A 14,387-nucleotide genomic window follows, 5' to 3' on the forward strand; every position below is an offset into this window, starting at 1 on the left:
GAAGCCTGCCCCCTCCCCCCTTTTCAATGAAAATCCCGCGACCGGGGCAGGATGCGCACATTGCGCGGATGACCGCGTGAAGTGGGGCGGGTGCGATCGTATTCCGGCTTGCGCACCGCATCTGCACGCAGCGGCTCGGGCTTCAGTTCCGGCGACGACAGGGCCGACAGCGCCGCGCTGGCATCGGTGACCTGGTCTACGATGAGGTGGACCACGTCCTCCTTGCTGCGCTGGACCGTCCCTTCAAGCACCATGAGGCGGGCCGCCATCACCGCGCGGCGCTGCTTTTCGAAATCGCGCGCCCAGAGCAGTCCGTTGACCACGCCGGTCTCGTCCTCGATCGTGATGAAGATCGCATTGCCCTTGCCCGGCCGCTGGCGGACGAGAACGACGCCGGCCACGCGCACTTTCGCGCCGTCGCGAGCAGCGTCGACGGCGATGCAGGTCCGGGCGCCCTGCCTTTCGAAATGGGGGCGCAGGAATTGCATCGGGTGGCCCTTCAACGACAATCGCTGGGTCTGATAATCGGCCACGACTTCCTCGGCAGGCGCCATGGCCGGCAGTGCGGCGTCCGCCTCCTTCGCCAGTTCGGGGGCGTCCAGTGCAGCAAAAAGCGGGAGCTGCGCCGGAGGCACGCGCCGCGCTTCCCACCCCGCCGAGCGGCGGTTCTGGCCCAGCGAACCCAGCGCATCGGCATCGGCCAGCAGATGCAATGCACGCGATGGCAGTTCCGCGCGGCGGGCGGCGTCTTCGAGGCCGGTGATGGGGCTGACCTGGCGGGCGGCCTCCAGCCCTTTCGCCCATTCCTTCTTGAAGCCGCCGATCTGGCGCAGGCCGAGGCGCAGTACGCGTTCGCTTTCGAGGGTATTATCCCAGACGCTGGCGTTGACGTCGATCGGGCGCACTTCGACCCCGTGCTCGCGCGCGTCGCCTACCAACTGTGCGGGAGCGTAGAAGCCCATGGGCTGGCTGTTGAGCAGCGCGCAGGTGAAGACCGCCGGGTAATGGCACTTCAGCCAGGACGAAACATAGGCCAGCCATCCGAAGGCCTGCGCATGGCTTTCGGGAAAGCCGTATTCGCCGAAGCCCTTGATCTGTTCGAAGCAGCGCTCGGCGAATTCGCGGGGATAGCCGCGCGTCACCATGCCCTCGATCAGCCGGTGCTGGTGATCCCCCACGTTGCCCCGGCTTTTGAACGTCGCCATGGCGCGGCGCAGGCCGTCGGCCTCGGCAGGAGTGAAGCCGGCAGCGACGATCGCCAGCTTCATCGCCTGCTCCTGAAACAGCGGCACCCCCATCGTCTTGCCCAGAACATCGACGAGTTGCCCCGGCGGGCCGGGAAATACGGCCTCCTCCTCGCCGCACCGGCGGCGCAGGTAGGGGTGGACCATGCCGCCCTGGATCGGGCCGGGCCGCACGATGGCAACCTGAATGACGAGATCGTAGAGTTCGCGCGGTTTCATGCGCGGCAGCATCGCGATCTGGGCGCGGCTTTCGACCTGAAACGTGCCGATGCTGTCACCCTTGCACAGCATGTCGTAGGTGGCCTCGTCCTCAACCGGAACGGTGGCCAGCACCAGGTCTTGCAGATGATGATCGCGCAGCAGGTCGAAGCTCTTGCGGATCGCGGTCAACATGCCGAGCGCCAGCACGTCGACTTTCATCAGCCCCAGCGCCTCCAGATCGTCCTTGTCCCATTCGATGAAGGTACGGTCGGGCATTGCCGCGTTGTGGATCGGCACCAGTTCGTCGAGCCGGGTTTCGCTGAGCACAAAGCCGCCGACGTGCTGCGAAAGGTGGCGCGGGTATTCGAGCAACTGCTCCACCATGTCGCGCAGGCGCGCCACCTGCGGGTTCGCGGGGTCGAAGCCGGCTTCGGTGAGGCGCTCCTCGGGCAGTTCGTCGCCGCCCCAGCTGCCCCAGACGGTGCCGGACAAGCGCGCGGTCACGTCCTCGCTCAACCCCAGCGCCTTGCCCACTTCGCGGATCGCGCTGCGCTGGCGGTAGCGGATGACGGTGGCGGCGATGCCCGCACGCTCGCGGCCGTAGCGCTTGAAGACGTACTGCATCACCTCCTCGCGCCGCTGATGTTCGAAATCGACGTCGATATCGGGCGGTTCGTGGCGCTCGGGGGAGAGGAAGCGCGAGAACAGCAGCTTCTGCTTCACCGGGTCGATCGGGGTGACGCCGAGGAAATAGCAGACCAGCGAATTGGCCGCACTGCCGCGTCCCTGGCACAGGATCGGCGGTTCGAGGCTGCGGGCATGGCGCACGATGTCGTGCACGGTGAGGAAGTAGCAGGCGTAGTTCTTCTGGCGGATCAGGTCGAATTCTTCGGCCAGCACCTTGTGGTATTCCGGGTCCAGACCGTCCGGAAACCGTTCGTAAGCGCCTTGCAGGACGAGGTTTTCCAGCCAGTCCTGCGGCTGCCAGCCTTCGGGTACGGGTTCGTGGGGATATTCGTAGCGGAGGTCGGTCAGGGCAAATTCGATGCACGCCAGCAGGTCCTGCGTGGCTGCCAGAGCCTGCGGGCAGGCGTGGAACAGGCGGGCCATTTCCGCCGGGGTCTTGAGGTGACGCTCGGCATTGGCGGCGAGGCTGCGGCCGGCGGTCTGCACCGTCAGCCCTTCACGGATGCAGGTGAGCACGTCCTGCATGGGCCGGTCGTCGGGCTCGGCATAGAGCGTGTCGTTGGTGGCGATCAGGGGCACGCCGGTGCGTTCGCCCAGCGCCATGCGCCGCGCCAGAGTGCGCGCGTCCTGCCCGGCGCGCGGCATGGTGGCGGCCAGCCACAGGCGGGGGGTTGCCGCGCGCAGGGTTTCGAGCAGGGCCGCATCGCCGTCCATGGCGATGAGCGCCATGTCCTGCGCGTGGTCCAGAAGATCGGGCAGATGAAGTTCGCATTCGCCCTTGCGGGCACGGCGGTTGCCCAGGGTGAGCAGGCGTGTGAGCCGCCCCCAGCCGTGCCGGGTCATCGGGTAAGCCACCACGTCGGGGGTGCCGTCCGCGAAGACCAGCCGGGCGCCGACGATCAGCTTCACGCCGCTGGCCTTGCCGCCGATATCCCGCCACCCGGCAAGCGCGCGCACCACGCCGGCCACGGTGTTGCGATCGGCGATGCCGATGCCGTTCATGCCCAGCATCTGCGCCCGCGCGACTATCTGCGCGCCTGGCGAGGCGCCGCGCAGGAAACTGAAGTTGGTGGCCGCGACCAGTTCGGCAAAGGCGGGCACGCTCATGGGAACAGGCCGTGCAGATACCAGCGCGGGCCGGGCGTTTCGCCGAACAGACCGCTGCGGAAGATCCAGTAGCGGCGGCCCTCGCCGTCCTCGATGCGGTAATAGTCACGCGTATCGCCGGCATTGCCGGGGATGTGGCCGCCGCGCTTTCGCCACCATTCCGCGCCGATCCGCTCAGGCCCTTCGGCCAGCCGGACATCGTGGAGGCGGCCCTGCCAGCGAAAACGCTGCGGCGGACTGTCGGGAACGCCCGCGATCACGTCCACCGGCTGGGGTGGGTCGAGCAGCAGCAGCGGCCGGGGGGGAGTGGCACCTCCTTCCGGCCAGGGGCCGGGGCGCGCCTGCGTGGCGGGGACGAGGCCCTGCGCCTTTTCGGGCAAGTGCCGGTCGCAGGGGACCAGGCGGCTCACCCGCTCCTCCCCCAGCCGCACGCCTAGCGTATCGACCAGCGCGGCGATGCTGTCTTCGGCGTCTTCCTTGCCGCTTTCGAGCCCGATCTGGCGCGAGGGCAAATGCTCGGCGCCCAGCACTGCCAGGGTGATCGCATCGAAGCCGTAACCGGGGTCGAGCGGGTCGGATAGCGTGTCGATCCGTTCGCGCAAGAGACGCATGACGGCGGCGGGGTTTCGCACCGGCTGGCCGGTTTCCACGACGAGACGCGGGCGGACGTTGTCGCTGCGGTGGAGCACCACGCGAAAGCGCCGCCCGCCAAGCTGGCGCTCCTCCATGATCCGGGATGCACGGGTCAGCAGGTCCTCGATCACGTCGAGCGCATCGTCGGTGCGGGCGAGCGGTTCGGGAAAGCGGGTTTCCAGCCGGATCGGCTCGACAAGGCGGAGCGGGGTGATCGGGCTGCCCGCCTCGCCCAGAATCGCGCGCAGACGCATCACCGCGTCTTCCCCGAAGCGCGCCGCAAGTCCTGCCATGGGCCGCGCCGCAAGATCGCCCAGGGTCTTGAGCCCGGCTCGGCGCAGGCCGGAAAGCGCCCGCTCGTCCAGTTCCAGCGCGGCAACCGGCAGGGCGCGTACATCATGGCCGCTGCCGTGCCGGGCAAGCGCCCGCGCGGCAGCGGCATGGGCGGCAAGCGCGTGGTGGACGGTATACCCCGCTGCCGCCAGCACGCCGGCGATAAGTTCATCCTCGCCGCCCAGCAGGTGCGCGCAGCCGGTCACGTCAAGCACCAGTCCGTCGGAGGGATCGAGCGCGACGAGCGGGGTAAAGGCGATCATCGCGCCGGCTAGCCGGTCAAGCTCGCGGCTGTCGGCCACGGGATCGTGCGGCGCCGTCGCCAGATCGGGGCAGCGTGCGCGCGCATCGGCCAGCGTCATGCCCGCGCTCAAACCCTGGCGGTGCGCGGCAACGCCGACTGCCGCCAGGCGCAGCGCCTGCCCGTCACGCGCCACCAGCGCGCTGGCCGCCGCCGCTTCAGGCAGTACGCCGCAGCGGCTCGCCCGCTCGCACGGCAGCCAGGGAAACCACAGCGCCAGATAGCGGCGCGGCTTCGTCCGCACCGGGCTCGGCGCGGGCTGGGACGATAGGTTCTTCGCGGAAACAGGCATTGTCTTCATTCCATTCCAGCCGCCAGTGCAGTCCCGCCGGTCCGCCGCGTCGGCGCTGGAGTTCGACGAGGAGAGCGGGAGGCCCCGGCGCCCGCGTCTCAAGCGGAGTGGAAGGGGCGCTGGAGACCATCCACCGGGTATGCGCGGCGCTGGCACGCGGCGGGGTATCGCCGCGCAGCATCACAACCGGGATGCGCGACTGTTCGGCGGCAAGGATCAGGCGGCGGCTGGCGACAAGGTCATATTCGCGCAAGTTCCCCCAGGTTTCCAGGATCACCGCCGCCGGCCCGGACTGGCGCGCAGCGTCCAGCCCGGCCCGCAGCAGCCCGGCATCGTCGCGCGCATCGACGATCAGCAGCCGCGCCGGGTCCAGCCCCAGCGGCGACCAGCCTTCGCCGCAAGGGTCCATGCGCATCTGGGCGCGGCGGTCCTTGCGCACCCGCAGCAGCAGGATCGGCCGCCGGGCATCGGCCTCGATCGCGGCGAGGCAAAAGGCCATGGCCGAGGCCCAGTCGCCGGCGGCGGCATGGACTTCATGCAACTGCGCCTTCGCCAGCCAGAGAGGCCGGGCCGGCGTTTCAGGCGGGGGATCAGCGCGGGACGGCGCGTGGGTCTGGAACATTGGGGACCATGCTTCGAATCGGAGATATGTTCCTATTATGTTCCTAAATTGGGGTGTGAGTCCACCGGTTTGCGCAGACTTATCCCGCGCGGCCAGTCGAAGGGGAGCGTTCTCCTCCCCGTCAGGCGGCTGAGGCCCACCCGTCCGAAACGGCCAGCCCGGCATAGCGTTCGACCTGATCGGCGGCCTCGCACACCGCGTTGCGGCCCTTGAAAGTGGGGGTTCCATCGGGCGCCCAGGATATGCCGTCGATGGTATAGGCCATGCGCTCGCGCTGCCAGGCGAGGTAGGCGCCGTGATTGGCAAAGGCGCGGTCCAGCGCCGCAACCGGATCGGCATCGGGCGCGATCACTTCGCCGAAGTGCCACATCGCGTAGTCCTCGCTCTCCTGCCAGTCGGTGCCGCGGGCATCGACGAAAAGGCAGGGACGCGGATGAGCAAGGAACTCGTAGACCTGGCTGCTCACATCGCCGACGTAGAGATCCGCCCCCAGAGTATAGCTCATGTTGTTGCAGCGCGCCGAGCCGAGGTCGACCACGACCCGCCCGGGAACCGCCAGGGCTTCCCACTCGCGCCGCTCACGCGCGGACCAGCGCCGGGCAAGCCGGACATGCGGCGCGACCACCAGATTGTAGCGCCCGTCCTGCACGACCGCCTCGATCAGCTTTCGGCCGAAAACCGCTATCGACGAATGCTTTTTCGAGAAGTGCGGATTGTAGAAGATCGTCGGCCGCGGGTTGTCGAACAGGGGCGGACGCGGGCGGGGGGAGGACAGGATCGTGGCAAGTTTGATCGGTCCGGTCACCGTGCAGGCTTCCGGCTCGACGAAGCCGCTCGCCAGCAGGCGGTCGCGGTCCTTGCGACCGGCCACCATCACATGGTCGAACAGCGTGAAGCGCTTCTCGAAACCGACAGCGCGGTCGCCCGCGCCGTGGGGAATGTGCAGGATCGGCGGGCAATCGCCCCGCAGCCGGCCCAGCATCGTGGAAGTGCGTTCGGCGCAGAGGATAGCGGCGGCATCGCACAGGCGCCCCGCCCAGACGATCAGGCGCGCCGCCTTGTGCAACTGGCGCGGCAGCAGGACCGCGATGCCGGGCAGCCGCATGACCTCCACGGCAGGGCATGGCCCGCCAAGGTCGCGGACCTGGTCCTGCGCGATGGCCGCTTCCTCCTCGCTGCAGACGAAGAAAGTCACCGAGCCGGGCTGGCGACGTTCCAGTTCACTGGCCACCGGCAGGATATGCGCAAACTGGTGCGCGCCGCCGATGGCCAGGACATGTATCCGCCGCAGCAACGCGTCGGGGCGACCTGAAGGGAGCAATGCGGGCATGAACCACTCTTGCCTGATCGAGATGGGGAGCCGATGGAGCCTTCATGTAAATTTGCCCATGTTCATGGCGCCGGTACTGCGCCATCGACGCGGAGCCCGTGCGGGAATAATGCTCGAGACCCCATGCAGATCCTCCTTGTAGAAGACGATGCCGCCCTGGCGGCGCACATCATGGCCGGCGTGCGCGAGGCCGGGCACGTCGTGGAGCACTGCTGCGACGGGCGCGATGCGCTGGTCCGGGCGACCTGCGAGACTTACGATGCGATCGTGCTCGACCGGATGCTGCCCACGCTGGACGGCCTCAAGCTGCTGGCGGCCCTGCGCGCCACCGACGATGCGACCCCGGTGCTGATCCTCAGCGCCCTGGGCGATGTGGACGAGCGGGTGAAGGGCCTGCGCGCCGGCGGGGACGACTACATGGCCAAGCCTTTCGCGATGTCGGAACTGCTCGCCCGCCTGGAAAGCCTGGCGCGGCGCAATGCGCCGGTGGCGGAAAACGCCAGCCTGCTGCGGATCGCCGATCTGGAGATCGACCTTGCCTCGCACACCGTCACGCGGGCCGGGCGGCGCATTGCCCTTACCCTGCGCGAGCTGCGCATCGTCGCCTACCTTGCGCGCAATGCCGGGCGCGTGGTGACCCGCACGATGCTGCTGGAAAACGTGTGGGACTACAATTTCGACCCGCAGACCAACATCATCGACCAGCACATCTCCAAGCTGAGACACAAGATCGCGGCGGAGCACGAGACGAACCTGATCCACACCGTGCGCGGCGTCGGCTACATGATGCGCGAACAATGACGCGGCTGCTGCGCAGCTTCTCGTTCCGGCTGACGCTGACTTATGCGGGGCTGTTCTGCCTCTCGGTAGCGCTGCTGATAAGTGCGGGATACTGGCTGCGCGTAACCCTGCCGATGGACCGCGCACGCCAGTTGGTGGACGACGAATACCACCAGTTCCGCGCCGCCTACCTGGCTCGCGGCATGGAAGCGACGCGGATCGCGCTGGACCGGAGGGCCTCGCATGCGGGTTCCCGCAAGGCCTTCCATGCGCTGCTGAGACCGGACGGGCATGTCGTTAGCGCAAACCTGCCGAGCTGGCCGGCAAAGCCGCTGGGCCAGCTTACCATCATCGAAGCCGACACTTTCGTGGACGGGACGGAAATCGACCATAACGCCCTTGTCAGCGACCATCTGCTGCCGGGCGGCGCGCGCCTGATGATCGGGCGCGACGTCGAGGACATCACCGACGACGCCGAGACACTGCGCACCGCCGCGATCTGGATCTTCGGCGTCACCGTGATGCTGGGCCTGTGCGGCGGCTGGCTGATGAGCCTGGCGATCGGGCGGCGCATCGAGGCGGTCACCCTGGCGGCGCGGCAGGTGATGGACGGCGACCTTGCAGGCCGCGTCCAGGTCCGCGGCACCAACGACGATTTCGATCGGCTGGGCCAGACGCTCAACCTCATGCTCTCGCGCATCCAGAGCCTGTTCAGCGCGGTGCAGAGCGTGTCCGACAATGCCGCGCATGAACTGCGCACCCCCCTCGCCCGGCTGATCGGCCGGCTGGAGACGCTGGAACAGATCGCCGGAGACGATCCCGCGATGCGCATCGCCGCAGGCGCCGCGATCGTCGAAGCCAACCGGCTCCAGCAGATCCTTTCCGCCCTGATGCGCATTTCCCGGCTGGAAAACGGGCGCCATCCTCTTGAACTGCAACGCACCGACGTGATCCAGCTGCTTGAGGACATCGTCGAATTCTACCAACCCGAGGCCGAGCGGCTGGGCATGGAGCTGGTGGTGTCCGCGCGCCGTCCCCTCGTCGCCGATCTCGACCTCGACCTTGTATTCCAGGCATTGTCCAACCTGCTCGACAATGCCCTGAAACATGGGGCCGGCAAGGGCCGCAGGATCGAGCTGGCCGCCGCAAGGACGCGGGAAGGCCTGCACCTGAGCGTGCAGGACGACGGCCCCGGCCTCGATCCAGGCGATGGCGAGCGGGTGACGCAGCAGTTCTATCGCGGGCGCTCCTCGGCCTGCCTTCCCGGCGACGGCCTGGGCCTCAGCATGGTCGCCGCCATCGCCCATGCCCACGGCGCGGCGCTGGAATTCGCGGCATCGGAGCCGGGCCTGCGCGTCTCGCTGGTATTCCCGTAACGGCGGCATCTGTTGCCCTCGGGTAACCCCCGATCCAAAAATACCCATATCCCAGATTGCTATTGCGAATGACCCGCATTGCTATTAGCAGCCCCTTCAATTCGACATCGACGGAAAAAAGGACGGCGCCGCCGGAACTGTGACCGCGATGCCGCGACCACTGCCAGGGGGCACCTATATGAAGTCCAGGATCTTGCTCATGCTCGGCGGCGCATTCGCCGTTTATGCCATGCCCGCCGCCGCGCAGGTCGCCGATGACGCCAGCGCAGGCAACGAAGACGATATCATCGTCACCGGCAAGTACACGCTGCAAGACAAGATCGATACCGCCACCGGTCTCGGCCTGTCCGTTCAGGAAACGCCGCAGTCCGTCAGCATCGTCACCGCGCAGCGTATCCTCGACCAGAACCTGATCAGCGTGAAGGACGTTATCCAGAACGCCGTCGGCGTGGCGATCAACGAGACGGACGATGTGCGCAACTCGTTCTACGCACGCGGTTTCCAGATCACCAACACCCAGCTCGACGGCGTACCGACCGCCTGGGCGCTCGGCGGTGATTCGGGCGAGACCCTTGCCGACGTATCGCTGTACGAGCGCGTCGAGATCGTGCGCGGCGCCACCGGCCTGCTCAGCGGCGCGGGCGATCCGTCCGCCTCGGTCAACCTGGTGCGCAAGCACGCCGACAAGACCGAACTGGGCGGCTATATCAATGGCAGCTACGGCAGCTGGGACACCTGGCGCGTTTCGGGCGACCTTGGCGGCCAGGTGACTTCCGATGGCCGCCTGCGCTTCCGCGCGGTGGGCCGCTATGAGGAAGGCGGCAGCCAGATCGACGGCTACCACAACAAGAAGCTGGTCCTTTACGGCACGATCGACGCCGACATCACTGACGATACGCTGCTGCGCGTCGGCTTCAGCCACCAGCAGGGCCGCCCGGACGGCGCCGCATGGGGCGCGCTCCCCTCGTTCTACAGCGACGGCACCTTTGCATCGTGGAAGCGTTCGAAGTCGACCGGCGCCAAGTGGACGCACTGGGACACCAGCAACCAGAACCTTTTCGTCTCGCTGCGCCACGACTTTGGCAGCGGCTGGAGCGCACAGGCCAACTATAACCGCCTGCGCAACACGCAGAACACCAATATCCTGTACCTCTACGGCCTGGTCGACAAGACCACCGGGCTGGGCCTTGCCAGCAACCCCTATTCAGCTGACGGCGAAAGCATCCAGAACAGCTACGACGCCCAGATCAAGGGCAAGGTTTCCCTGTTCGGCCGCGACCACGAAGTCGTCGTCGGCGCACTGCGCAGCATCATCAACCGCCATGCCGACACGTTCGCTGCGCTCAACCTGCTCGACCCGACCAATGCCTTTTCGTTCCCGCCAGCAGGCGACTTCAACAACTGGACCGAAGATTCCTACCCCTTCCCGGGTTTCTCGACCGTGCCGTTCCGCGCCTCGCAGGAGAAGATCACCCAGACCGGTTATTACGGCGTCGTGCGCGCCAACCTGACCGACCAGCTCAAGGTGATCGGCGGCGGTCGTCTCGCCAGCTGGCAGCAGCGCGGCTTCGCTTACGGCGTGGACAGCAATTACGGGGACGACAATGTCTTCATCCCCTACGTCGGCGCGCTCTACGATGTGACGCCCAACCACCGCCTCTACGCCAGCTACACCAAGATTTTCCAGCCGCAGAACCTGCTGGGCGCCGACTTCCGGCAGCTCGATCCGCTGGACGGCAAGGCGTATGAAGTCGGCCTGAAAAGCTCGTTCTTCGACGCGGCGCTGCAGACCTCGCTTTCGCTGTTCCGCATCGAGCAGGACAATATCGGCGTGCTCAACGGCGCACCGATCTCGCCCGGCCCCGGCCAGCCGCCGGTCCAGACCTACATCGCGTCCAGCGGCGACGTCAGCAAAGGCTTCGAGGTCGAGATCACCGGCGAGCCGCTGGAAGGCTGGAACGTCAACTTCGGCTACAGCCAGTTCAAGGTGGACGTGAACCGCGACCAGCCGCGCAAGCTGCTCAAGCTGTTCACCACTTACACGCTGGGCGACCTGACCGTGGGCGGCGGCGTGAATTACCGCAGCAAGGCCTATACCGATGGCGTCAACCCTGTAACCGCCGCACCCTTCCGCTTCCAGCAGGACGGCTACACGCTGGTCAGCCTGATGGCGCGCTACAACGTGTCGGATGCCCTGCAAATCCAGGGCAACGTCGAGAACCTGCTCGACAAGAAGTACTTCAGCCAGATCGGCTTCTACAGCCAGTACCGTTATGGCCTGCCGCGCAACTTCACGGTCAGCGCCAACTACCGCTTCTGATCGCGGCCACACCTTCGTAAAATGCCATGCGGCGCCGTGCGATTTTCCCGCACGGCGCCGCATTGCCTAGCGCACTGACCCCGCCGCGCACCCGCCCGCGATCAGCGCCGCGAAGCACAGGTTCGCCGCCGGCGTTCCGGCGCAAGGTCGGCGATCATCCATGAACAAGGGGCGGCAGCCCGAAACGCAAAAAACCCGCCAGCAAGACGGGGTGCCCGAAGGCGAAAATCAATGCTGTTTCAAATTCTGCTGGTGCGGTCGAGAAGACTCGAACTTCCACGGGCTTTCGCCCACAACGACCTCAACGTTGCGCGTCTACCAATTCCGCCACGACCGCATTTTTTCGGGGCTGGATAAACATCCGCCCCTGGCAGGAGCGCGCCATTAGCAAGGGCCTTCCCGGCTGGCAAGCGGCCAGCGAAGATTATTTTCGTTTCCTGCGATTTTCCCCGATGCGCCCCTCGGCCAGCCGATTACCCCGTATTGGCGCACCGTCCGCCTTCGCGACTGACACGTGCTTTTTGCAGCGGCCGCATGTAGGGCGATCAGCCATGAGCCGAGAACCGCTACGCCCGCGCGGCGCCTACCGCGCCTTCGTATCCACCCCCACCCGCTGGCACGACAACGACGTCTACGGCCACGTCAACAACGTGGTCTATTACGCCTTCTTCGATACGGCGGTGAACGCCTGGTTGATCGAGGCCGGCCTGCTCGACATCGAGAACGGCGATCCGATCGGCGTTGTGGTGGAAACCGGGTGCCGCTACGCCGCATCGGTGAATTTCCCGCAGAACCTGGAAGTGGGCCTCACCGTGGCCCGGCTCGGCTCCAGCAGCGTGACTTACCACCTCGGCCTCTTCGTCGAGGGTGAAGACCAGCCTGCCGCCGAAGGACACTTCACCCACGTCTACGTCGGGCGCGAAAGCCGCAGGCCCGTGCCATTGCCCGAAAACTGGCGCGAGCTTCTTTCGCAGCTGGTTTGAGGCGGCGCCCTGCCCCGGCGCGGTGGCCAGTCCTGCGCGGCAGGTAGTCTAGGCCGCGCCCGCCCCCTCGCCCAGCGCATTTCGGCCAAACGCATCGGGGCTGTCGCCTCTTGGCGGTTCGCCCGCAGCCTCGAGCGCCGCGTTCTCCGCGTCAGTGAAGATGCGCGAGCGCACGATGAAGCGCACGCCTTCGGGCGCCTCCAGGCTCATGCCCGAACCGCGCCCCGGCACCACGTCGATGGTGACCTGGGTGTGGCGCCAGTATTCGAACTGCGCCGCCCCGATCCATACCGGGGTATCGCCGGTCACCTTGCCCAGCAGCACGTCCTGCCCGCCGACGCGAAACTCCCCCGCCACGAAGCACATCGGCGCCGACCCGTCGCAGCATCCGCCCGACTGGTGGAACATAAGGTCGCCGTGGACTGCGCGCAGGCGCTCGATCCACTCCGCCGCCGCCGGGGAGGCCAGGATGCGGGGCGGAAGCGCGGTGGCCGCGGCGCTCATGACGCGCAAAGGCGGGACGGCGACCTTGATGGCCCTGACAGCATCAGAAGAAACCAAGCGCTTTCGGGCTGTAGCTGACCAGCAGATTCTTGGTCTGCTGGTAGTGGTCCAGCATCATCTTGTGGTTTTCGCGCCCGATGCCGGACTGCTTGTAGCCGCCGAACGCCGCGTGGGCAGGGTAGGCGTGGTAGCAGTTGGTCCACACGCGTCCGGCCTGGATACCCCGGCCGATGCGATAGGCGCGGGTTCCGTCGCGGGTCCAGACCCCCGCGCCAAGGCCGTAAAGTGTGTCGTTGGCGATCGCGAGGGCCTCCTCGTCGGTCGAGAACTTCGTCACCGCCAGCACCGGGCCGAAGATCTCCTCCTGGAAGACGCGCATCTTGTTGTGGCCTTCCAGCACGGTGGGCTCGACGTAATAGCCCTGCGCCAGTTCGCCGTCATGGGCCACGCGCTCGCCGCCGGTAAGAACCCTGGCGCCTTCGTCCCGGCCGATCTGGATGTAGCTGAGGATCTTCTCCAGCTGGTCGTTGGAAGCCTGCGCGCCGATCATCGTCGAGGCATCCAGCGGGCTGCCCATCCTGATCGCCTTCACCCGCGCGATCGCCTTTTCCATGAAGGCGTCGTAGATCGATTCGTGCACCAGCGCGCGGCTCGGGCACGTGCAGACCTCGCCCTGGTTGAGCGCGAACATGGTGAAGCCTTCCAGCGCCTTGTCGAGGTAATCGTCGTCGGCATCCATAACGTCGGCGAAGAAGATGTTCGGGCTCTTGCCGCCCAGTTCCAGCGTGCAGGGGATCAGGTTTTCGGACGCATACTGCATGATGAGGCGGCCGGTCGTGGTCTCGCCGGTGAAGGCGATCTTGGCGATCCGCTTGTTGGCCGCCAGCGGCTTGCCGGCCTCGATGCCGAACCCGTTGACGATGTTGAGCACGCCCGGCGGCAGGATATCCGCCACCAGTGCGGCCAGCACCAGGATCGACATCGGCGTCTGCTCGGCAGGCTTGAGCACCACGCAGTTGCCCGCGGCCAGCGCCGGGGCCAGCTTCCACGCCGCCATCAGGATCGGGAAGTTCCACGGAATGATCTGGCCGACCACGCCCAGCGGCTCATGGAAATGATAGGCCACGGTGTCGTGGTCGATCTCGGCGATGGAGCCTTCCTGCGCGCGCAGGCAGGATGCGAAGTAACGGAAGTGGTCGATCGCCAGCGGCACGTCGGCGGCGGTCGTCTCGCGGATCGGCTTGCCGTTGTCGATCGTCTCCACCAGCGCCAGCTTGTCGAGGTTGGCTTCCATCCGGTCGGCGACCCTTAGCAGCGTGTTCGCCCGCTCGGTGGGCGATGCCTTGCCCCAGGCGTCCTTGGCGGCGTGCGCGGCGTCCAGCGCCAGCTCGATATCCTCGGCCGTGCCGCGCGCCACCTGGCAAACCACCTGCCCCGTGACGGGCGAGATATTGTCGAAATACCGCCCCTTGACCGGAGCCACCCATTTGCCGCCGATGAAGTTGTCGAACTTCTCGCGGATGAGCGAATCGCCCGCGAATTTGCCCATGGCCTGTTCCAGCATCCCGGTAACTCCCGATTTTGTTTGCGGGCAATGTGCGCCCGCAACGCAGGAGAGCCAATTGCACCTCGGGACGATGGAGCCGAAATGTGCCGGGATTGCGACCGCTGGCT

At 66.8% G+C, this 14,387-nt stretch carries 10 protein-coding genes and 1 tRNA gene; 4 read left to right on the forward strand and 7 right to left on the reverse strand.

The window, feature by feature from the left end; genetic code table 11:
- Positions 1-23: 23 nt before the first annotated feature.
- The 4 genes from TQ38_RS14790 to TQ38_RS14800 all read right to left on the reverse strand — a co-directional run bounded on the left by TQ38_RS14790 (position 24) and on the right by TQ38_RS14800 (position 6,750).
- Entirely contained in the window at positions 24-3,239 is a 3,216-nt protein-coding gene (locus TQ38_RS14790; protein ID WP_043971533.1) for an error-prone DNA polymerase, read from the reverse strand.
- Complete coding sequence (locus tag TQ38_RS14795) at positions 3,236-4,750, reverse strand: DNA polymerase Y family protein (protein ID WP_043971536.1); 1,515 nt, start codon at positions 4,748-4,750, stop codon at positions 3,236-3,238. The genes TQ38_RS14790 and TQ38_RS14795 overlap by 4 nt, the downstream gene beginning before the upstream one ends.
- The gene (locus tag TQ38_RS30600) at positions 4,665-5,420 is read right to left on the reverse strand and encodes an ImuA family protein (protein WP_043971540.1); all 756 of its coding nucleotides are present in this window, start codon (positions 5,418-5,420) and stop codon (positions 4,665-4,667) included. The genes TQ38_RS14795 and TQ38_RS30600 overlap by 86 nt, the downstream gene beginning before the upstream one ends.
- A 121-nt stretch (positions 5,421-5,541) precedes the next feature.
- On the reverse strand, positions 5,542-6,750 hold the full coding sequence (locus TQ38_RS14800) for a hypothetical protein (RefSeq protein WP_043971543.1): 1,209 nt from the start codon (positions 6,748-6,750) through the stop codon (positions 5,542-5,544).
- Between the two features lie 123 nt (positions 6,751-6,873).
- Between TQ38_RS14800 and TQ38_RS14805 the strand changes: the two genes are divergently transcribed.
- The 3 genes from TQ38_RS14805 (at position 6,874) to TQ38_RS14815 (ending at position 11,226) form a co-directional block, all read left to right on the forward strand.
- Entirely contained in the window at positions 6,874-7,551 is a 678-nt protein-coding gene (locus tag TQ38_RS14805; RefSeq protein ID WP_043971547.1) for a response regulator transcription factor, read from the forward strand.
- A complete protein-coding gene (locus TQ38_RS14810; protein ID WP_052505574.1) occupies positions 7,548-8,906 on the forward strand; it encodes a cell wall metabolism sensor histidine kinase WalK in 1,359 nt (452 codons plus the stop codon). Before TQ38_RS14805 ends, TQ38_RS14810 begins: the two co-directional genes overlap by 4 nt.
- Before the next feature lie 178 nt (positions 8,907-9,084).
- On the forward strand, positions 9,085-11,226 hold the full coding sequence (locus tag TQ38_RS14815; RefSeq protein WP_043971826.1) for a TonB-dependent siderophore receptor: 2,142 nt from the start codon (positions 9,085-9,087) through the stop codon (positions 11,224-11,226).
- Between the two features lie 250 nt (positions 11,227-11,476).
- On the opposite strand, the gene TQ38_RS14820 is transcribed toward TQ38_RS14815, so the two are convergent.
- Positions 11,477-11,563, reverse strand: a tRNA-Leu gene (locus tag TQ38_RS14820).
- Positions 11,564-11,777: 214 nt separating this feature from the next.
- Between TQ38_RS14820 and TQ38_RS14825 the strand changes: the two genes are divergently transcribed.
- Positions 11,778-12,209, forward strand: coding sequence for a thioesterase family protein (locus tag TQ38_RS14825; RefSeq protein WP_043971549.1), 432 nt, complete (start codon positions 11,778-11,780; stop codon positions 12,207-12,209).
- Positions 12,210-12,257: 48 nt separating this feature from the next.
- Here the strand turns inward: TQ38_RS14825 and TQ38_RS14830 are convergent, their stop codons facing one another.
- Both TQ38_RS14830 and adh read right to left on the reverse strand, forming a co-directional pair.
- Positions 12,258-12,713 carry a DUF779 domain-containing protein gene (locus TQ38_RS14830; protein ID WP_043971829.1) on the reverse strand — a complete coding sequence of 152 codons (456 nt, stop codon included), beginning with the start codon at positions 12,711-12,713 and terminating at the stop codon, positions 12,258-12,260.
- Positions 12,714-12,756: 43 nt separating this feature from the next.
- Positions 12,757-14,277 (reverse strand): aldehyde dehydrogenase, encoded by a 1,521-nt coding sequence (adh, locus tag TQ38_RS14835; RefSeq protein ID WP_043971551.1) that lies wholly within the window; start codon positions 14,275-14,277, stop codon positions 12,757-12,759.
- Positions 14,278-14,387 lie beyond the last annotated feature (110 nt).

Source organism: Novosphingobium sp. P6W, assembly GCF_000876675.2.
Taxonomy (GTDB): Bacteria; Pseudomonadota; Alphaproteobacteria; order Sphingomonadales; family Sphingomonadaceae; genus Novosphingobium.